At 52.8% G+C, this 19031-nt stretch carries 15 protein-coding genes and 1 riboswitch; of the genes, 4 read left to right on the top strand and 11 right to left on the bottom strand.

Features of this window, described 5'->3' with window-relative positions:
• Nucleotides 1-16 precede the first annotated feature (16 nt).
• Nucleotides 17-164: riboswitch (FMN riboswitch) on the bottom strand.
• Nucleotides 165-298: 134 nt separating this feature from the next.
• Nucleotides 299-583 carry a ubiquinone biosynthesis accessory factor UbiK gene (gene ubiK, locus GBAG_RS02510; protein WP_034493223.1) on the top strand — a complete coding sequence of 95 codons (285 nt, stop codon included), beginning with the start codon at nucleotides 299-301 and terminating at the stop codon, nucleotides 581-583.
• A 55-nt stretch (nucleotides 584-638) separates the two neighbouring features.
• On the opposite strand, the gene hldE is transcribed toward ubiK, so the two are convergent.
• Genes hldE through GBAG_RS02495 form a run of 3 tightly spaced genes read right to left on the bottom strand, consistent with a single transcriptional unit; the run spans nucleotide 639 to nucleotide 6303 of the window.
• Nucleotides 639-2069: a bifunctional D-glycero-beta-D-manno-heptose-7-phosphate kinase/D-glycero-beta-D-manno-heptose 1-phosphate adenylyltransferase HldE gene (hldE, locus tag GBAG_RS02505; RefSeq protein WP_034493221.1), complete on the bottom strand. Its 1431-nt coding sequence runs from the start codon at nucleotides 2067-2069 to the stop codon at nucleotides 639-641.
• 55 nt (nucleotides 2070-2124) lie between these two features.
• Complete coding sequence (gene glnE, locus GBAG_RS02500) at nucleotides 2125-4974, bottom strand: bifunctional [glutamate--ammonia ligase]-adenylyl-L-tyrosine phosphorylase/[glutamate--ammonia-ligase] adenylyltransferase (RefSeq protein WP_034493278.1); 2850 nt, start codon at nucleotides 4972-4974, stop codon at nucleotides 2125-2127.
• A 30-nt stretch (nucleotides 4975-5004) separates the two neighbouring features.
• Nucleotides 5005-6303 carry a CYTH domain-containing protein gene (locus tag GBAG_RS02495; protein WP_034493220.1) on the bottom strand — a complete coding sequence of 433 codons (1299 nt, stop codon included), beginning with the start codon at nucleotides 6301-6303 and terminating at the stop codon, nucleotides 5005-5007.
• Nucleotides 6304-6546: 243 nt separating this feature from the next.
• On the opposite strand from GBAG_RS02495, the gene GBAG_RS02490 reads away from it, so the two are divergent.
• Together GBAG_RS02490 and GBAG_RS02485 are read left to right on the top strand one after the other, a co-directional pair.
• Nucleotides 6547-7167: a TIGR04211 family SH3 domain-containing protein gene (locus GBAG_RS02490; protein WP_115630971.1), complete on the top strand. Its 621-nt coding sequence runs from the start codon at nucleotides 6547-6549 to the stop codon at nucleotides 7165-7167.
• Between the two features lie 60 nt (nucleotides 7168-7227).
• Complete coding sequence (locus GBAG_RS02485) at nucleotides 7228-8475, top strand: multifunctional CCA addition/repair protein (RefSeq protein ID WP_034493215.1); 1248 nt, start codon at nucleotides 7228-7230, stop codon at nucleotides 8473-8475.
• Here GBAG_RS02485 and GBAG_RS02480 read toward each other — a convergent pair.
• From GBAG_RS02480 to folB, 8 genes are all read right to left on the bottom strand, one after another.
• Nucleotides 8468-9691, bottom strand: coding sequence for an MFS transporter (locus GBAG_RS02480; protein ID WP_034493213.1), 1224 nt, complete (start codon nucleotides 9689-9691; stop codon nucleotides 8468-8470). The two genes, GBAG_RS02485 and GBAG_RS02480, sit on opposite strands and share 8 nt — an antisense overlap.
• A gap of 30 nt (nucleotides 9692-9721) precedes the next feature.
• Entirely contained in the window at nucleotides 9722-12202 is a 2481-nt protein-coding gene (gene ptsP, locus GBAG_RS02475; protein WP_034493211.1) for a phosphoenolpyruvate--protein phosphotransferase, read from the bottom strand.
• On the bottom strand, nucleotides 12196-14802 hold the full coding sequence (locus tag GBAG_RS02470) for a glycoside hydrolase family 38 N-terminal domain-containing protein (protein ID WP_034493208.1): 2607 nt from the start codon (nucleotides 14800-14802) through the stop codon (nucleotides 12196-12198). The genes ptsP and GBAG_RS02470 overlap by 7 nt, the downstream gene beginning before the upstream one ends.
• A gap of 125 nt (nucleotides 14803-14927) precedes the next feature.
• Nucleotides 14928-16055: a PTS fructose transporter subunit IIC gene (locus GBAG_RS02465; RefSeq protein ID WP_034493204.1), complete on the bottom strand. Its 1128-nt coding sequence runs from the start codon at nucleotides 16053-16055 to the stop codon at nucleotides 14928-14930.
• A complete protein-coding gene (locus GBAG_RS02460; RefSeq protein WP_034493201.1) occupies nucleotides 16048-16362 on the bottom strand; it encodes a PTS fructose transporter subunit IIB in 315 nt (104 codons plus the stop codon). The genes GBAG_RS02465 and GBAG_RS02460 overlap by 8 nt, the downstream gene beginning before the upstream one ends.
• Entirely contained in the window at nucleotides 16344-16844 is a 501-nt protein-coding gene (locus tag GBAG_RS02455) for a hypothetical protein (RefSeq protein WP_034493198.1), read from the bottom strand. The genes GBAG_RS02460 and GBAG_RS02455 overlap by 19 nt, the downstream gene beginning before the upstream one ends.
• A gap of 147 nt (nucleotides 16845-16991) precedes the next feature.
• Nucleotides 16992-17810, bottom strand: a complete 819-nt coding sequence (gene bacA, locus GBAG_RS02450) for an undecaprenyl-diphosphate phosphatase (RefSeq protein WP_034493195.1) — start codon at nucleotides 17808-17810, stop codon at nucleotides 16992-16994.
• Between the two features lie 109 nt (nucleotides 17811-17919).
• Entirely contained in the window at nucleotides 17920-18285 is a 366-nt protein-coding gene (gene folB, locus GBAG_RS02445; RefSeq protein WP_034493194.1) for a bifunctional dihydroneopterin aldolase/7,8-dihydroneopterin epimerase, read from the bottom strand.
• Between the two features lie 107 nt (nucleotides 18286-18392).
• On the opposite strand from folB, the gene plsY reads away from it, so the two are divergent.
• Entirely contained in the window at nucleotides 18393-19010 is a 618-nt protein-coding gene (gene plsY, locus GBAG_RS02440) for a glycerol-3-phosphate 1-O-acyltransferase PlsY (protein ID WP_034493193.1), read from the top strand.
• Nucleotides 19011-19031 lie beyond the last annotated feature (21 nt).

The following is a 19031-nucleotide window of genomic DNA, read 5'->3' as shown; positions in this document are numbered from 1 at the left end:
AAAGCTTGAGCTTAGTCGTTACTCTCTCCCATCCGGACTATAACCGTCGGCTCCGGAATTACACCGGATCTGCTGACCTCCAGATTGCTCTGGAGCGCTCGCGGGCTTTCAGCGTTCGCTGATTTACCGCCGGTGGGGAGTTACACCCCGCCCTGAGAATAAGCAGACTTACTATAACGCCGATGATTTTCTCTGGCAACGCCAAACCTTAGAACATTTCGGGTTTCTAAGGAGGCTCGCAGGCATTACAATTAATGCTAATACCGTAAGACAATCCCGTAAGATTATGGAAGCCGCTATGATTGACCCGAAAAAAATTGAACAGATAGCTCGCCAGGTCCACGAGTCAATGCCGAAAGGGATTCGTGAATTCGGGGATGATGTCGAGAAGAAAGTTCGCCAGGTTTTACAGTCACAGTTAACGCGTCTGGACCTGGTTAGCCGTGAAGAATTTGATGTGCAGACGCAAGTGCTACTGCGCACTCGCGAAAAACTGGCATTACTGGAACAGCGTTTGAGCGAACTGGAAAGCCGTAGCGTTCAGGCTCCGGATGTCGCACCGCCAACAGAACCGCAGATGTAAAAAACGCCCCGGCTGGGGCGTTTTACTTTGCGTGGTAGAGACTCAATTTCGTGGCTTACGCCTCGTGGCTCTGAATCTTTTTAATGATGTTGGTGGTTGAACAACCATCTTCAAAGTTCAGCACCATCACCTCACCACCGTTAGCCCAGACTTCTTTACTCCCGGCGATATCATCCGGTTTGTAATCGCCACCTTTGACCAGCAAATCAGGCAACACTTCGCCGATTAAACGCTGCGGTGTGTCTTCTTCAAACAATACGACCCAATCCACGGCTTCCAACGCACCTAGCACGATCATACGTTGATCCTGCGGATTCACTGGGCGAGTTTCGCCTTTCAGGCGTCGGGTAGAAGCATCGCTGTTGACCGCAACAATCAGTCGGTCGCCAAGCTTGCGAGCATTTGCCAGATAAGAAACGTGACCCGCGTGAAGAATGTCAAACACGCCGTTGGTCATTACGACTTTCTCACCGCGTTTACGTGCATTTGCCACAGCGACTTTCAGCTCTGCTTCGGTCATTACACCAAAACCTGAATCGGCACGCCCACGCACAGCATTTTCCAGCTCAATTGGCGAAACCGTAGAAGTCCCCAGTTTGCCAACGACTACACCTGCTGCCGCATTTGCAAAGAAACACGCTTCTTCGAGCGAATTACCCGCGGCAAGCGTTGCCGCCAACACGCCGATCACGGTATCACCCGCACCGGTCACATCGTAAACTTCCTGGGCCTGAGTCGGCAGATGGAACGGCTTGATACCCGGCTGCAATAACGTCATACCGTGTTCAGAACGCGTGATCAGCAGAGCAGAAAGATCGTACTCAGCAATCAGCTTCATACCACGCTCCACCAGCTCTTCGTCGCTCTTACACTTGCCGACGACCGCTTCAAATTCAGAGAGATTTGGTGTCAGCAGCGTTGCGCCGCGATAACGATTGAAATCAGTTCCTTTCGGGTCAATCAGCACAGGAACGTTTGCCGCACGCGCAAGGCAAATCATTTGCTGCACGCTTGCTAATGCGCCTTTTGCGTAGTCAGAAAGCACCAGCGCACCAATGTGCGGCAGCGCCTGGCTGATACGTTCATGCAGTGGCTCTGGATCAACCCCCTCAAAACCCTCTTCGAAGTCGAGGCGAATCAGTTGCTGATTACGGGAAAGTACACGTAGTTTGGTGATTGTCGGATGAGTCGGCACAGAGACGAAATCGCACTTAACGTTGACACCCGCCAGCGTTTGGCTGAGCGCACGTGCTGCATCGTCGATGCCCGTCAGACCCACCAGGCGCGAATTGGCCCCTAATGAAGCAATGTTCATCGCCACGTTGGCTGCACCACCTGGACGTTCTTCAATGGTATCGACTTTCACGACCGGTACCGGCGCTTCCGGGGAAATGCGGCTTGTAGGGCCATACCAGTAGCGATCCAGCATCACATCACCAACTACCATGACGCCTGCACGGCTGTATTCGGGCAGCGTTACTTTCATTCCTGACTCTCCAGAGAGGGATAAAATTTTGTCGCGGATAATATCACAATTAATCTTATGCGCGTGTTTGCGGCTCACTGAGCCACGTGTGCCAGCTTCTCAGAACCTGTTCGCGTTCCTGAGTGAAAGTCTCCATGGCCACGTTTCCTGGTAGCTCCTGCAACGCAAGGTGGTGAAGCTCATCGCGTAGCGTGACATAAGCATGCGTCAGCGCTTTCGCTTCGTCATCACTCATGATGTCGTTTTGCGCCATTAATTCCAGAATGCGCACATTATCAGACCAGCGTGTCAGTTTTGGGGCCAGTGCCGCATAACGTAACACCAGATATTGGGTGATAAATTCGATATCAGTAATCCCGCCTTCATCGGCTTTAATATCAAAGCGTTCACGGGTTTTCCCGCCCAGATGCGCACGCATTTTTTCGCGCATTTCCCGCACTTCGGTCTGGAGTTTTTCGCCTTCGCGTGGAACACATAAAATCTTGCGGCGAATGGCATCAAATTCCTGTTTCAGTTGCGGATCGCCATACACGATACGCGCCCGCACCAGGGCCTGATGCTCCCAGGTCCAGGCTTCATTTTGTTGGTAATCAGCGAAGGCTTCAGCGGTAGTCACCAGCATGCCCGCCGCACCAGACGGGCGCAAACGCGCGTCGACTTCATACAAAATGCCCGATGAGGTTCGTGTGCTGAACAGGTGCATGATGCGTTGCGCGAGGCGCAAATAGAACTGGCGGCCGTCAATTTCGCGTTCGCCATCTGTCATTACATCTGACGGGCAATCGTGCAGGAATACTAAATCCAGATCGGAACTGTAACCCAGCTCCCAGCCGCCAAGTTTGCCGTAGCCGACAACAGCGAATCCGCGCCCTTCACGGTTCTGTAGATGTTTTGGCTGGCCGTAACGCCCAACCATCTGCACCCACGCTTGTTGCACAACGGCATCAATCATGGCTTCAGCAAGCCAGGTCAAATGGTCGCTGACTTTCATCACTGGCAAGGTGCCGGTGATATCGGCGGCAGCGACGCGCAGCAACTGCGCCTGCTTGAACTGGCGCAAGGCTTCGAGCTGCTGTTCTTCATCGTCATCAGGCACGCGCAGCAAATACTGCCGCAGCTCGTCGCGATAGGCGTCGGTGGCGGTAGGTTGGTACAGCGTGTTCGGGTCGAGCAGTTCGTCGAGCAGCAACGGGTAACGCGCTAACTGACTGGCAATCATCGGCGAGGCGGCGCACAGCGTAATCAGGTGTTTCAGCGCCCCAGGGTATTCCGTCAGCAGCTCAAGATAAGTGGTTCGCGTTACAATGCCGAGCAGCAGCGGCGTTAGGCGTGATAACGGCAATGGAGCATCGCTGCGCGAACAGGCTTCGCAGAGCAGACGCGGCATCAGTTGATCCAGAACCTGGCGGCCACGCGGGCCAATGGTGCGCTTATCGGTATCCTGGCGGAAATCACTCACCAGGCGTAACACTTCGGCACGCGCATCTGGCGTTAAATGCTCAAGTACGGGCGTACTGGCATCTGCATCCAGCGCGTCCTGCCACAGCTCGCGCCACGCTTCAGCGAGTTTATCCTCGCCCGGTTCCGGCTCATCGTCGCCAATCAAGTCGTTAAATACCTGACGCACCGCACTCATGTGGCGTTGCAGTGTTTCTTGCAATTCATCCCAGGTCCGCGCATTCATGCCCCACGCCAGCCGCGCACGGTTCAGCTCATCGCCCGGCAATGTTTGAGTCTGTTCGTCATTGATGCTTTGCAGCAAGTTTTCGAGGCGACGCAGATACAAATACGCCTCTTTCATTTTGGCCGCATCGCCTTCCGGCAACAGGTGCAAGTGTTGGATCGCTTCCAGCGTGGGTAGCAAAGAACGAGATTGCAACGACGGCTCTCGCCCACCGCGAATCAACTGGAATACCTGGACGATAAACTCGGTTTCACGAATGCCGCCCGCGCCAAGTTTGATGTTGTCGGTCAGCCCTCTGCGACGGACTTCGCGGGCAATCATCCCTTTCATATTACGCAGCGACTGAATGACGCTGAAATCGATGTAGCGACGGAAAATAAAAGGCCGCAGCATGTTGCGCAGCTCCTGGCTCCAGACGTCGTCTTTATCGCCCATAATACGGGCTTTGACCATCGCGTAGCGTTCCCAGTCGCGGCCTTGCTCCTGGTAATAATCTTCCAGTGCGGCGTAGCTCACCACCAACGGGCCACTGTCACCAAACGGGCGCAGGCGCATGTCAACGCGATAGACAAAGCCGTCTTGCGTGGGTTGGTCGAGAACTTTAATCAGCCGTTGGCCGAGGCGGGTAAAGAACTGCGCGTTATCGAGTTCACGTCGCCCGCCTTGTGTGGAGCCGTTTTCAGGCCAGGAAAAAATCAGGTCAATATCAGAGGAGAAGTTCAGCTCGCCGCCGCCCAGCTTGCCCATCCCGAGGATCATGAGCGGTTGCGCCACCCCGGCCTGGTTACAAGGCGTGCCAAACTCGCGGCAGCATGCGGCATAAAGCCAGTCACGAGCAGCAATAATCAGCGTTTCCGCTAACACACTCAGTTGCTTCAGCGAGCTTTCTGTCGGGAGTTGTAGCAGAGCCTGTGCCCAGGCAATTCTCACCATCATGCGGCGACGGAACAGGCGCAGTGCGGCCATTAGCGCGGGTTCGCTATCGACCCCCTGTAACTCTTGTTGCAACCAGGCCGCATAGTTCTGCCATTCGTCGGCCAGCGGAGGTGATTGCTCAATCTCCACTATCCATGCGGGGTGAGCCGCCATGCTGTCACAAACAAAGTCACTAAACGCCAGCACAGCCTGAGCTTCAGGGCTGAGTGTCTGGCGGTCAATCTCGTGTGGCAGACGCGCCAGCGCCGCCTGCAAATGCTGCTGTAATAGTGGCGCTTGCGACATCATGGTCGTATCCCTAAGAAACGATGGTGACTATTTACCGCTGTGCAGCCAGAACGGAGCCTGCGAAATAGCTTCATTGCGGTAGTGTTCGATTTCAACTTGTTGGCGAGTGGCAATGGCGTGACGCAGCCCTTGCCAGTTATCAAGCCACGGTTGAGTTTTCGCGTCGTCATAGACGCCCGCCAGCAAGCGGATAGAGCCGGTTTCACGTGCCAGGCGCGGCAACTGATCGGCGTAGCTATCGCCCAACGGACGCTGGAAAGTTTCTTTCAGTTCTGCGGCGTGGCGCGAAAGATGAGTATCCGCAAAACGCTTAAACGAACCAGCCAGTTTAACATTGGCTTTTTCGTCAGTAAATTTCTGCCATTGGCGTCCAACCAGCCATTCGGTCAGAGCCAGTTTGGCCTGGCTACTTTCGGCGCTGAATGCCAGTTCAGGCGCTTTGAGATCGGTCGCCAGCATCGTTTCGTAAGTGGCCGCCAGCTCACGCAATTGTGTGCTCGCCTTGCGCGGTATAACGCCGCCAAACAATGCCAGAGCATGGCGCACAAGGCCAACTGCTTCCAGAACCTGAGCTTTCGCTTTGCCGTTGCCGCGCAACCACAACTCTTCGTGATATTGCCAGTGAGAAAGAACCAGTTCGAGAGAGCCTTCCAGCCCTTGTTCTACCGTCGCTTTTGGTGCAACACGCAGGACGGTTAACGGTTTGATTTCACGCTCGGCATTACCGTGTACCAGGTGATACCCGCGCGCAGCTTTGCTCAGGCTACCCTGGCGCAGACCCGGCTGTGCAACCAGTTGTTTAGCAAAATCCAGAACATCCGCGGTTTCACCTTCCAGCAGCTCAAGCTCCAGCTCACATAAAGGCTCAACCTGTTCACCCGCTTTCACTTCACCTAAATCCAGTGCCAGTTCTATACGGCTTTTACCGTGCGTAACGACCCATTTTTCACGGGCAAAATCAGTGCTGAATAAAGGATTAAGCTGTGACTGTATTTCGTCCGGGGAAATACCTTCCGGCCAGACCTCTGCCGGGAACTGCGCGAGTGCCAGTTCCGGTGATGTCAGCTCAACGTTGTATTCCGGGCGTTGATGCAGCCCGCCAATGACACGGCCAGCAATTTTCATCGTCATTTCATAGCGGCCATTATCTCCGCGAATGCGCAGCCCCATATCGTGACGACGCAGCAGATTGTCCGCCGTTTCATAATAGATGTTGAGCAACTGGCGAGGTTCGCTGTGCTGGCTTTCGAGTGCGTTTAAGGTGTTACGAAGAGAATCCAGGGCAACGGGATTCACAATAAATTTGAGTTCGATTTCTTGGGTCATCGTCTTTTTACTTTTAGTTGGGTCACATCGGGCGAAAGCCCGGAGAACTTAATCGTATGATGGTTGTCAGTAGATAATATTTTTCGCCAAATTACCATGAGTGGCGCGTATTTTGACGGGCCATTTGCCGCGAGTAGTTGGTCAAATTCACACCAGGATGATTCCCATTCAGGTTTACGGATTGCGCCGTCAGACTGATGCCACTACTATCGTTCCACTATTTATGACAATAACGACGAAATCATGCACAAATTCCGCCTAATTTGCCTTACTTTGCTCTCTCTTAGCGTTTCTGTTGTGGCTCATGCCGATGAAAAACGTTACGTATCTGATGAATTAAATACCTGGGTGCGTAGTGGTCCTGGGGATAATTATCGCTTGCTTGGCACCGTCAATGCGGGTGAAGAAGTGACTCTGCTTTCCAGTAATGAAGAAACCAAATACGGCCAGGTTCGCGATGCGAATGGTCGCACTTCCTGGATCCCACTGGCGCAACTTAGCACCACACCAAGCCTGCGCACTCGTGTGCCTGACCTTGAAAACCAGGTCAAAACGCTGACTGACAAACTCACGAATATTGATACCACCTGGAATCAGCGTACTGCGGATATGCAGCAAAAAGTGGCGCAAAGCGACAGCGTGATTGCCGGTCTGAAAGAAGAAAATCAACAGCTTAAGAATCAGTTGATCGTGGCGAAGAAAAAAGTGGATGCCGCCAACGTACAGCTCGATGACAAACAACGCGCCATTATTATGCAATGGTTCATGTACGGCGGCGGTGTCGCTGGTTTCGGTTTACTGCTCGGCCTGCTGTTGCCACACATGATCCCAAGCCGTAAGAAGAAAGACCGCTGGATGAACTAATCTTCAACCCTGTATCCTACACTTAGATATTATCGTAATTGGATGCAGGGGCATTAAAGCGTGAAGATTTATCTGGTCGGTGGTGCAGTGCGTGATGGGTTGTTGAACATACCGGTCAAAGATAAAGATTGGGTCGTGGTAGGAGCAACACCGCAAGAGATGCTGGATGCAGGCTACCAGCAGGTTGGGAAAGATTTCCCGGTGTTTCTGCACCCTCAATCGCGTGAAGAATATGCGTTAGCGCGTACCGAGCGTAAATCAGGCCAGGGATACACAGGTTTTACCTGTTATGCCGCGCCTGATGTCACGCTTGAGCAAGACTTGCTGCGCCGCGATTTGACCATCAACGCGATTGCCCAGGATGAACACGGCGAGTATATCGACCCGTACAACGGGCGAGCAGATATCGAAAAACGCCAGCTGCGTCATGTTTCCCCTGCTTTCAATGAAGATCCGTTGCGCGTGTTACGCGTCGCGCGATTTGCTGCACGTTACGCCCATCTTAATTTCCAGATTGCCCCGGAAACCCAGGCACTGATGTCCTCAATGGCCGCCAATGGCGAACTTGAGCACCTCACACCAGAACGAGTCTGGAAAGAGACGGAAAATGCGCTCACCAGCCGTAACCCTCAGGTTTATTTCGATGTGCTGCGCAAATGTGGCGCACTGAAAGTGTTGTTCCCGGAAATCGACGCGCTGTTTGGCGTACCTGCGCCAGAAAAATGGCATCCGGAAATTGACACGGGCATTCATGTATTGATGACGCTGTCGATTGCCGCGCAGCTTAGCCCGGAAGTTGACGTGCGTTTTGCCACGTTATGCCATGACCTCGGTAAAGGTTTAACGCCCAAAGAGTTCTGGCCGCGCCATCACGGGCATGGTCCAGCGGGTGTGAAACTTGTCGAGCAATTGTGCCAGCGTATGCGCGTGCCCAATGAAATCCGCGACCTTGCCAAACTGGTTGCCGAGTATCACGACCTCATCCATACAATTTCCATTTTGCAGCCGAAAACTATCGTCAAATTGTTCGATGCTATCGACGCATGGCGTAAACCCCATCGCGTTGAGCAAGTCGCATTAACCAGCGAGGCTGACGCGCGTGGGCGCACCGGTTTTGAAGCCAGCGATTACCCTCAGGGCAGATTACTGCGAGCAGCGTGGGTTGCAGCGAAAAGTGTGGCCAATAAAGAAGTGCTCGATGATGGGTTCAGCGGCCCGGCGATTCGCACTGAGCTGAATCGCCGCCGTATAGCCGCTGTTGAAGCATGGAAAAAAGAAGCAGGGCTGACAACCCCTGCGGCTAGCTGATTGCCGATGGTTGGCGCATTTTCAGGCCAACCCCCATCAACACTAAATACCCAGCGCAAGGCAGTAAAAAACTTAACCGCAAGCCGATGACGTCTACCATCCAGCCTTGCAGGAACGGCAGTATTGCACCGCCAATTCCCGCCATAATTAGAAAAGCAGAAGCAAGGCTGGTTTTATCGCCCAGATTGCGCACGCTCTGGGCGAAAATCACCGGGTACATCAGCGAATTCATTAAACCCACCAGCAGTAAACACACGCCTCCCAACAGGTTTGCGAACCCTATAGCAGCGATCACCAGGATGCCTGCCATGACGGTCGCAATACGGAATGCGCAGATAGCATTCACGCGATGCGCAACCAGGCCGTACAACATTCTCCCGGCCAGCGAACCGCCCCAGTAAATTGCAATCAGCGAAGTCGCCTGTTGCAAATCGAGGCTCCCGAGCGACTTATCGCTGAGATAACTCAGGGCGGTCGTCCCAATCGCTACCTCCACGCCAACATAGGTGCCAATCGCCAGCAACCCCATCACAAAGTGAGACTCGCCGAATAACGCACTGGTGCGCTGGCTCAATCGCTGCATCTGTAACTGACGAAAATCAGGCAGATGGCGGGTATACAACAAGACAATTAATCCGCATGTCAGAGCGGCAAGCCCCAGGAAAAGCCAGCGTACTGGCTCCTGATGCGCACCCAGACTTACCGGGAAGATGACCAACAGGCTTGCCACCAGCAGCGGTGCAACCGTGGTACCCGTGGAGTTAATCGCCGAGGCCAGACTCAACCGTCCCGCCGCCGTTTCTGGCGGCCCTAACCGCGTGACGTAGGGATTCGCCACCACCTGCATTGCTGCGACCCCCATGGCCAGGATGAATATCGCCGCCAGTATCAGCGAAAACGTCACCATCCACATCGCCAGCGCCATCAGCAAACAACCCAGAGCGGCAAACCCCACGGCCAGTATCAGCGTCATTTTGTAACCCAGCCGCGCCATAAGCGCCGAACAAGGCAAACACGCCACGAAGGGAGCCAGATAGAACGCCACGTTGACCAGCATCGCATCACGGTAGGTCAGTGAAAAGTAGTGATAGAAAAACGGAATCAATACACTGTTGATGCTGGTCAGGCAGCCCCAAAGGAAAAAGGCGCATGCCAGAACGGCCAACGGTTGGCGGTGGCTTTGTGATGCATCCGGGAAGGGAGTGGTTAGGGTCATTTCAACATCGTCCGTTAAAAATACAGTCCGTTAAAGTGCCAGTTCAGCCGATAAAAGTTCGGTGATCGCAGAGGCGTCTGACAGCATTTGCAACTGTTCACGGAAGTCGCTGTGCATCAGTTTCCGGGCCAGGCGCGAGAAAATCTTCATGTGATTATCCTGCTCCTGATCATTCACCGTCAGCATGATAACCAGTTGCACATCAACACCTTCGCCCCAACTCAGCGGCGATTTTACGCGCAAAAGAGAAATACTACTGTGCAAAACATGTGGCGATTTACAGTGCGGAATTGCCACGGAAAAACCGAGAGCCGTGGAGAATACGGCCTCACGTTCCCAGATGGCCCGTTCAGCCAACGCGCCCGAAACGACCCGCTGCAGCACTTCCAGGTTATCGGTCAGCAATTTGATGGCTTCTTCTTTACTGCTTACTGTTTTATCCAGCAACAGCAACTCCTTCGCCAATACGGGTTTGTGCGACTGCGCTCGCATGAAATGCTCGACGCATTCTGTGACCTCCTCGCTGGTGTCACAGCCTATCGCCGTTTCAAGCAACTGCCGACATTGCTGCACATCCAGCACTTTGAGCGCTTCTTTACATGGCGTGATGGCGCTGGCTGCCATGCTCAATTGCGTCAATCCCATGCCGACTAACAGCGGTAACATTTGTTTATCTGCTGCCATTTCACCACACAGACTTATCGCCAATCCTGCCGCCTGCGCACGGCGCGTGATATCTCGCATCAACGCTAAAAATGTGGGATTACGATAGTCATACAGATGCCGTACGTAAGGGTTCCCGCGATCGCAAGCGAGAAAATACTGCGCCAGGTCATTGCTGCCGATAGAAACAAAATCGAGATAGTTAGCGGCTTTTTCCAGAAGATAGAGCGTAGAAGGCACTTCAACCATGATGCCGAGGTGCCATTCACCAATCGGAATATCTTCCTGCTGCAAGGTTTGCGCAACATGAGCAAACTGACTGTGCAGCCATTGGATTTCTGCAAGTGTCGCTACCATCGGCACCATAATATTCACTGGCCCGACGGCGCTCGCTCGAAGTAATGCGCGTGCCTGAGTGGTGAAAATCTCGTGGAATTGCGGGTACATGCGCACGGCGCGATAGCCCAAAAAGGGGTTTTCCTCTTTCGGTAAATCGAGGAATTCACAGGGTTTATCGCCGCCAATATCCAGCGTACGAATGGTGATTTTTTTACCCTCGGCACTTTTCAATACTTCGCTATACGCTTGATATTGTTCTTCTTCATCGGGTGGTAGGCTGCGTTCACAGAACAACATTTCCGTGCGGAACAGTCCCACGCCATCGGCACCATGGGCGAAGACGCTTTGCGCTTCAACGGCCAGCGCAATATTCGCCAGCACGCTAAAGGTTGACCCATCTGAAGTCGCGACTTGCTGTTCACGCAGCGGTGCGCTCCGCCGTGCAATCGCCTGCTGTTTTTGCGTTTCCAGCCGATACCAGTTTTCCATCGCCGCATCCGGGTTTGCCACCAGCACACCGTAGCGACTGTCGAGGAGCAGCATGCTGGCAGTGCGCGTCAGTCCTTCACGCTGCGTCACTCCACACAGCAAGGGAATACCGAAGGAACGCGCCAGAATTACGGTGTGTGAAGTTTCCCCGCCGTCGCCCATCACGATGCCTTTAAGATGCGGGTTACGCAGCCGCAGGAATTGACCGGGCGTCAGCGTACCGTTGCAGATAACAATGCTGTCTTGTGTCAGCGTCATTTGCGCTTCCAGGGGTCTGCCCAGCAGATTAGCGGCAATTCCCTGACAGAGATCGCGAATGTCGATAACCCTCTCGCGCAGATACTGGCTGCTGCTGTTGAGCAACGGCTGGCTCAAAGCCTGTGCCGTGAGCGCAATCGCCTGTAATGCGTTACGTGCGCTGGCGTGCGAGAGCAGGCATGATTTGAATGCCGGATCGCTGAGCAATTTAAGCTGAGCCGCCAAAACCTGTGCGGCACCGGGATCCGCGCTATTCAGGTTTTTTTGCGTTAACGCCCAGGCCTCAAGCAATTGTTGCTGCTGGCGGGGAATGTCGGTTTCAGGCTCATGGCGCGAGAGTTCATAGAGATCCACGGAATCGATATGCAACGGGACACCACGTCCAATCCCTTTGCTGACGCCATTGCCACGGAGGTAAACCGGTTGGGCGTGCTCAATAAATACCGGTAGGGGCTGGTTATGCGTTTCCGGTGTGAGTGCCAGCAGTTCGTCGCAATCAGCAAACTCATTGCGCATAAACGCTTCCAGGCACTCAAACGCGGCCTGCTGATCGTCGCCCTCAATCAGAAACTGGCACGAGTCGCCCTGCGTGATATCCGCACCAATCATCCCCAGCACGCTTTTCGCATCGACCTGAGTCTTTTTGCTCCGGTTAATCAGCGTAATAGCTGCGTTGAATCGTTGCGTACGTTGTTCAATTTCACTGGCCGGACGCGCATGAATACCGTTGGGTAACGTACAAATAAAGTCGAGGGTTAGCATGTTTTCACCCCTTCAAAATCGATGATAAAAGTGACTGGCGCACAGCCTGATACTATGTCCTGCGGGGTTTTCAGCGGGATTTCTGCAAGCGTTGCGGATGTGACGTCGCCATTTGTGCTGATAACTCCGCACGCTTGAGTTTGTGTCGATGGGCTCCAGCCGCGCACCACCAGCGCATCGCTTTGTTGCGCCTTTTTCAGAGTGCTGAAATGCAGCTCGGTATCCCAGCTTAAGACGCTGTAATGCGGCGGGAAAACGTGGCCGTGTGGATTAGTACGAAAACGTGACCAGCCGGTAGCAAGCCAGGCGTGAAGATTGCCGCGGGCGCGTTCAACGTCACGCCAAAAAACGCTATCTGCGCCGTTATTCATAGCCAGTATGCTGAGTTTGAAATGGTGCATGCCCTGGATTTGCGAATCAGGCGAAGGCAAAACCATGCCGGACGCACGACCTGGACGATAAGGCATATTCGCCTGTCCGAGCCAGCCAACGCTGCGCAGCAACGTCACCGCGATAACATCCTGGCGGTCCTCAGGAATTTGGTATTCACGCAACCCTTTGGTCACCGTAGATAATCCGCGTTGCGCGTCGTGCATCATCACCTGACTTTGCATCGGATAAAGCGCAACCGGTGCTTCGGTCCACTGTTCATCCTGCCAGACCGCCATTTCTGGCGGCAGGTTTGGACGCTCAATCAGCCCAAATGGCTGATCGGCAAAGTGCACGTGCTGGGCAACGCCTGTCGGGAGCAATACTTGCACCCGGTGATCGCAAACGGTGTTATTGACGCTGATCTGCACATCCAACCAGGCATTGCTGTGTGCCAGCGTGACGATCATCGTGATATCGAGTTCAGCATTGGCGCAGCGTTCTTGACGAGCGGCTAAATTCTGCGGCACCGCCATCTGCCAGTTGAGCGTCAGGCTACTTTGCAACGGCCCCTGTACACCATGGAGCGACGTCAGGAATTCATCGCTATTGATAAGCCAGTCTTCAAACGGTGGTGAATAGTTGTAGTTATCGCCCGCGTCGCCACCATCAACCAGTTGCAAAATGTGAGGGTAAATTTGCTGACTGCGTTTGTCGGTAAGCGTCAGGATCCCTTTCTTATTCGCTTCCAGCCGCAGCCATTCATTTTCCAGTTTTACCACCGGTTGAGTCTGCTGGAGGAAGCCTGCGCGAACGCCCTCTTGTAGATAAAAAGTCTGATAGCCGCACGCCGGAATATCGGTCACTTCGAGCAGTAACAGGCATTTGCGATACCAGGTGGTTTCAGTGCTGTTCGATAACTCCTGAACAATGATCGACATATCCTGACGGCTTTCTTCGACGATTTGCCAACGGCACTCTTTGCCTTCGCTATCGACCACGCGGAAATCTTGCTCGGGTGTGAAAATGGTCAATTCAACCAGGCCATGACTCCTTTGCGGACGCGCGTTAAAGATGATGATTTTCTTGCCATCCTGCTGCGCCGTAATCCCTTCAGCCAGCATTTTCATATTCAGGTCAATAAGTTGGTTAGCCATTTCCAGGCCGGACTCAAGGCGGTTTTTGACCATCGCATTCACCCGGTCTGAGTTGCAGCCTCCGATACTGTCGTGAGCATGGGATTTCATCGCTTCGCGCCAGATACTCTCGACCGCACTTTGTGGGTACGGCAGGCCAAGCCGCCAGTTAACGGCCAGCAATGGCTCGAGATGCTGGCTGAGTGTCTGTTCGAGTTGCGCATTCAGCTGTTTGATATCCACGCGGGTTGAGAAAATACCGCGGTGAATACGCATATATTTCGGGCTGATAAGCTCGCCCTGGTACAGTGGAAGAGGGACGTTAGTCTTTTCCAGCGCCTGGAAAAACTGGCTGAAACTGCTGCGTACAAAACGATATTCATCCTGCTGCTGATTGAGTTGGTCAAGCATCGCTGGCACGCGGTATTCAAACGGCGACTGGTCATTGCCATTGGGCAGCAAAACGTGGTCGGTCAGTGAAAAACGAGTCTGTTTCGCCAGAATAGGTTCCAGCGCTTTCTGCCCGGCGCAAGGCTCTTCCGGCAGCCATTTCGCGCAGCCGTAACCCCATGGAAGCACTGCGGTAGTGACTTTGCTGCCATCGGCGGCCTGCCAGCTAAACTCACTGTGCGGCACATTAAATTCGCTCCAGCCGCGCCAGATGACCGCATAGTCGATAGCAAACTGTTGCAAAAACATCGGTAACTGCGCACTTTGACCAAAAGAATCAGGCACATAACCAATTGGCATCTTGCCCCCAAAGCGCTGGCAATCGGCCTGCCCCAGCAGTAAATTGCGGGTAATTGATTCAGCCCCCACCACCAGAAAATCGCTCTGCGTATACCACGGGCCTGTCACGATTCGACCCTGTTCGATTAATTTCCGCAACCGGGTTTCCTGATGAGGCGCGACACTTAAATAGTCTTCAATAACGACGGTTTGCCCATCCAGAACAAATGGCCCTAACGTTATATCTTCTTCAAGGCGCTGTAATAAATCGTCCATGAAATAATAAAGTACGGCTTTTGAATCATTCTCAGTAAAATACCACTCACGGTCCCAGTGAGTATGTTGCACCAGATGAACAGTTTTCATATATCGACCTTAACGAGATACTAGAAATAATATTTTCCGCAGCATCACATCTTTATTTTAAATGTAGAAACCCCTGAGACTCAGCGGCCCCATTTATATTCACTCACACACCATTCAATAAGCCGCTAGCGGCTAACTTTAAATTTCGGTGCGGGAGCTACGGCTTTTTCTTCTTTGGTATTAGTAATATTGGACTGACGAAACACCAGCAAAGAACCTAGCGCCACTATCGCGGAACCCACGGCTATCGACAGGATATAAATCGGCCAGCCATCGACCGCCAGCCAACCATAAAAACCAGAGATTGGTGCGTGGTTTACCGCCCCTAAACCGACCGCCATTGCCGCGCCCGTCGCGGTGCCGACCACATTGATAACAATGATTTTCGGATTCGCCAGCGCAAAAGGAATCGCCCCTTCTGAGACGCCAATCAAGCCCATCAGCGTTGAGGCTTTACCCGCTTCCTGCAATGATTCCGGGAAGCGATGTTTCCAGATGAGTGAAGCCACGCCAAGGCCAATGGGCGGAATGATGATCGCCACCTGAGCCGCCGTGTTCGGGTCGTAAATACCGGATGCCAGCAGTGCCATGGCGGTCGTTACCGCCGCTTTGTTGACCGGGCCGCCGAGGTCGAAACCAACCATGCCACCGACCACCGCCGCGAGAATAATTTTGTTAGTGCCGGACATCGCCAGTAGCCACGCCTCCATGCCACGATTCAGCGCCGCCAGCGGCGTGCCAATCACAAAAGCCATGATGATGCAGGTCAGCAACGTGCCGCCCACGGGCAGAATAAAAATCGGCCCTGCCGAGGCCAGCGAGCGTGGGAGCTTCACTTTTGCCGTCAACAATCGCACCACATAACCTGCCACAAAACCGGCCGCCAGCGCGCCAAGGAAGCCGGTTCCCAGGTTGCTTGCCAGCAGGCCACCCACCATACCCGGAGCAATGCCGGGTTTATTAGCAATCGCAAAGCTGATGTAACCCGCGACAATCGGCAACATCAAGGACAGCGCTAAACCGCCAAAGCCGTCGAACTTATGCAGCATCTGTACGACAAGGCTCGCAGCCTGTTCATGGCTGGCATCCCATATGTTATCAATGCCATACATCGAAGCCCCGATGCGGGCGATGCCCATAATTACCGCACCAGCAATGACGAACGGCAGCATGTACGATACGCCCGTCATGATGGCGTTTTTCACTTCGGTGCCCGTGGAGGATTTCGTTCCGCCACCCTGAAATTTAGCCATGATTTATCTCCTGCTCGATGGCTTCAAAGACGGCCTCGCCGAATTTGATCGGGTCTGCCACGCTGCATTCCAGTTTTAACATGCCATCAAAGCGCTCTTTGTTGTTGATGGCGACATCTGCGGCGATGATCACGCCATCTGCACGCGCCAGATCTTCTGCGGTAATTTCGTTTTCTGCTCCCATACTGCCCTGGGTTTCGACTTTGATTTCATGTCCGCGGCTTTTGCCGGTGATTTCCAACGCTTCAGCGGCCATGAAGGTATGGGCGACGCCCGTTGGGCATGCAGCTACACAAACGATATACATAATGGTTTCTCTCTCGGGTCGGATTTGGACAACAAAAAAAGCACAATGGCGGTGAGGCGCATTGTGCTTTTTAAGCAATAAAGCAATGGGTTATGAGAATCTGAATTGGCATCTGACTCGCCACTCAAACGATGGCAAACCAGCAATTGATGCACACTGCGGGTGGTAAAGCTAAACGCTAATTCATGGCGAAGTTGTGCAACCAGACGAGCCTGAATAGTGGTATTTACGGTGTTGGAAGCATTCGGGATCGGCAGACGTTGAGCGGAGGCAAAAAGACTCTCACCGGCACAATCCCACAAACGGGACCAACCACCGGAAAACTCATCTTCGGTATTTTCCTGAGAAGATTCGTCAGCAACACTCAATGACTGAACCGAGTTGAAACAGCAAAGTCCGCTCAGCAACGACTTCACGCTGCTGAATTTCCCCAGCAGACAGAAGAAGCAATAACTGATAAATCGGCGGACTATGGCTGACATATTTCCTCCAGAATAGAGCATGTGATAATAGTCAGTAAATAGGGAGCGTAATGTGATTGCTCGCACAATTTTTTACATTACAACCCCCATGCAGAGGAAATAAAAAAGCCACTCTAAGCGAGTGGCTTTTATTATTAATGGTTAACGTTAAAAGAACACGAAATAAACCACCGCGGCGACAACGAAACGGTAAATCGCAAACGGAATAAAAGAAATACGTTTGATAAGTTGCAAGAAAGTTTTAATTGCAATCAGCGCCACAATAAAGGCAGTAATAAAACCAACGGCAAACATAGGCAAATCGGCCATGCTCAAAAAGCCGATGCTCTTATAAACATCCAGAACCGTCGCACCCATCATCATCGGCACGGCCAGCAGGAACGAGAACTCTGACGCGGCGTAACGGCTAATGCCCATTAACATACCGCCGGAAATTGTCGCACCTGAGCGTGAAAAACCCGGCCACAGCGCTAAGCATTGGAAGCAACCAATCATAAATGCCTGGCGATAAGTAATGTCGTCAACGCCAACCGCACGCGGCTCTTTCGGTTTCAAAAGTTCAGCCGCAATCAGCAACACACCGCCAACGACTAACGCGTACATCACATTTACAGGATTAAAGAGCGACTTGATGGTGTCGTGGAAAATCAGCCCCAGAACCACCGCAGGCACCATACCCAGCAGAATATGGATTAGCGTTAAACGGCCTTTACCTTCACCTTCATGCTGCGGACGACCAAAATGAATTCCGATAAGCCCAAACAGGCGACGCCAGAACATCACGACAACCGCCAGGATAGAACCTAACTGGATAACCACTTCAAAAGTTTTTGCCTTGTCACCCTCAAAACCCAACAGATGACCGACGATGATCATATGACCGGTGGATGAGACAGGTAAAAACTCCGTAAGCCCTTCAACAACACCAAGAATCGCAGCAATAGCTAGCGAGTGCAGATCGCTCATTAATAAATCCTCTAACCCCTAAAACAAACATAAAAAATGCGGCAGCTGCCGCAAAAAGATGACAGTTATGACCAGCCTACGCACATTTGGTTTAACAAATATGAATGGACTAATCGGCTTTCAGATTACTGCCACGCTCAATCACAACCCCTACGTTTGCCGCCTGTGCAACAGCGCCTGGCTTGCTGACTTTTAAACGCACCCACGGTGAGTTAAAGCGGGTTAGCAGCAATTGCGCCACTTCTTCGGCGACACGCTCCACAAGAGCAAAACGGCCACCTGATACATGATTGATAACCGCTTCGCTGACATCAGCGTAGCTCAGGCAATCATTTACATCATCGCTGCTGGCCGCCTGGCGGTTGTCCCACGCCATTTCGATATCGAAGACTAGCTTCTGAGAAATGGTTTGTTCCCAGTCATAAACACCAATGGTGGTGATTACAGTCAGTTGCTCTATAAATACAATGTCCATCACGCCCTGCCCGGTTTTTAGTCACGCCAGATACCACTTCCGGCGAAATATGCGTATTATCCACAGATGCAGAGAATACAACGACACTTTCAAAATGGAACAGCGTTATGAGTGCAATCGCGCCCGTCATGATCCTGCTTGCGTATCTTTGCGGCTCCATTTCTAGCGCCATTCTGGTCTGCCGAGTTGCCGGTTTGCCCGATCCCCGGCTTAACGGTTCCGGCAATCCAGGTGCGACCAATGTCTTGCGACTAGGCGGTAAAGGTGCAGCCGTAGCGGTACTGATTTTTGATGTTCTCAAAGGAATGTTACCCGTCTGGGCAGCTTACGAACTTGGCGTGACCCCGTTCTGGCTAGGTCTGATTGCTATCGCCGCGTGTATTGGTCATATCTGGCCGGTATTCTTCAACTTTCATGGCGGTAAAGGTGTGGCGACAGCTTTTGGTGCTATCGCTCCCATCGGCTGGGATTTAACCGGCGTGATGGCGGGAACCTGGCTGTTGAGCGTGTTACTGAGCGGCTATTCATCCCTTGGCGCTATTATCAGTGCGCTGATTGCCCCGTTTTATGTCTGGTGGTTCAGACCAGAATTCACTTTCCCGGTAGCGATGCTTTCCTGCCTGATCCTGATGCGTCACCATGACAACATTCAGCGTTTATGGCGCGGCCAGGAAACTAAAATCTGGAAGAAGCTGCGCAAAAATAAAGATAAAAAAAAGGAGTGATTTCTCACTCCTTCTCGACTG

Origin of the sequence: Buttiauxella agrestis ATCC 33320 (assembly GCF_000735355.1) — a bacterium.
Lineage (GTDB): Bacteria > Pseudomonadota > Gammaproteobacteria > Enterobacterales > Enterobacteriaceae > Buttiauxella > Buttiauxella agrestis.
This window is presented reverse-complemented; position numbering and strand designations above follow the sequence as displayed.

Excerpts from the sequence above, each read along its gene's own strand:
- ubiK (WP_034493223.1), top strand. The coding sequence starts at position 299 with ATGATTGACCCGAAAAAAATTGAACAGATAGCTCGCCAGGTCCACGAG.
- hldE (WP_034493221.1), bottom strand. The coding sequence starts at position 2,069 with ATGAAAGTAACGCTGCCCGAATACAGCCGTGCAGGCGTCATGGTAGTT.
- glnE (WP_034493278.1), bottom strand. The coding sequence starts at position 4,974 with ATGTCGCAAGCGCCACTATTACAGCAGCATTTGCAGGCGGCGCTGGCG.
- GBAG_RS02495 (WP_034493220.1), bottom strand. The coding sequence starts at position 6,303 with ATGACCCAAGAAATCGAACTCAAATTTATTGTGAATCCCGTTGCCCTG.
- GBAG_RS02490 (WP_115630971.1), top strand. The coding sequence starts at position 6,547 with ATGCACAAATTCCGCCTAATTTGCCTTACTTTGCTCTCTCTTAGCGTT.
- GBAG_RS02480 (WP_034493213.1), bottom strand. The coding sequence starts at position 9,691 with ATGACCCTAACCACTCCCTTCCCGGATGCATCACAAAGCCACCGCCAA.
- ptsP (WP_034493211.1), bottom strand. The coding sequence starts at position 12,202 with ATGCTAACCCTCGACTTTATTTGTACGTTACCCAACGGTATTCATGCG.
- GBAG_RS02470 (WP_034493208.1), bottom strand. The coding sequence starts at position 14,802 with ATGAAAACTGTTCATCTGGTGCAACATACTCACTGGGACCGTGAGTGG.
- GBAG_RS02465 (WP_034493204.1), bottom strand. The coding sequence starts at position 16,055 with ATGGCTAAATTTCAGGGTGGCGGAACGAAATCCTCCACGGGCACCGAA.
- GBAG_RS02460 (WP_034493201.1), bottom strand. The coding sequence starts at position 16,362 with ATGTATATCGTTTGTGTAGCTGCATGCCCAACGGGCGTCGCCCATACC.
- GBAG_RS02455 (WP_034493198.1), bottom strand. The coding sequence starts at position 16,844 with ATGTCAGCCATAGTCCGCCGATTTATCAGTTATTGCTTCTTCTGTCTG.
- bacA (WP_034493195.1), bottom strand. The coding sequence starts at position 17,810 with ATGAGCGATCTGCACTCGCTAGCTATTGCTGCGATTCTTGGTGTTGTT.
- folB (WP_034493194.1), bottom strand. The coding sequence starts at position 18,285 with ATGGACATTGTATTTATAGAGCAACTGACTGTAATCACCACCATTGGT.
- plsY (WP_034493193.1), top strand. The coding sequence starts at position 18,393 with ATGAGTGCAATCGCGCCCGTCATGATCCTGCTTGCGTATCTTTGCGGC.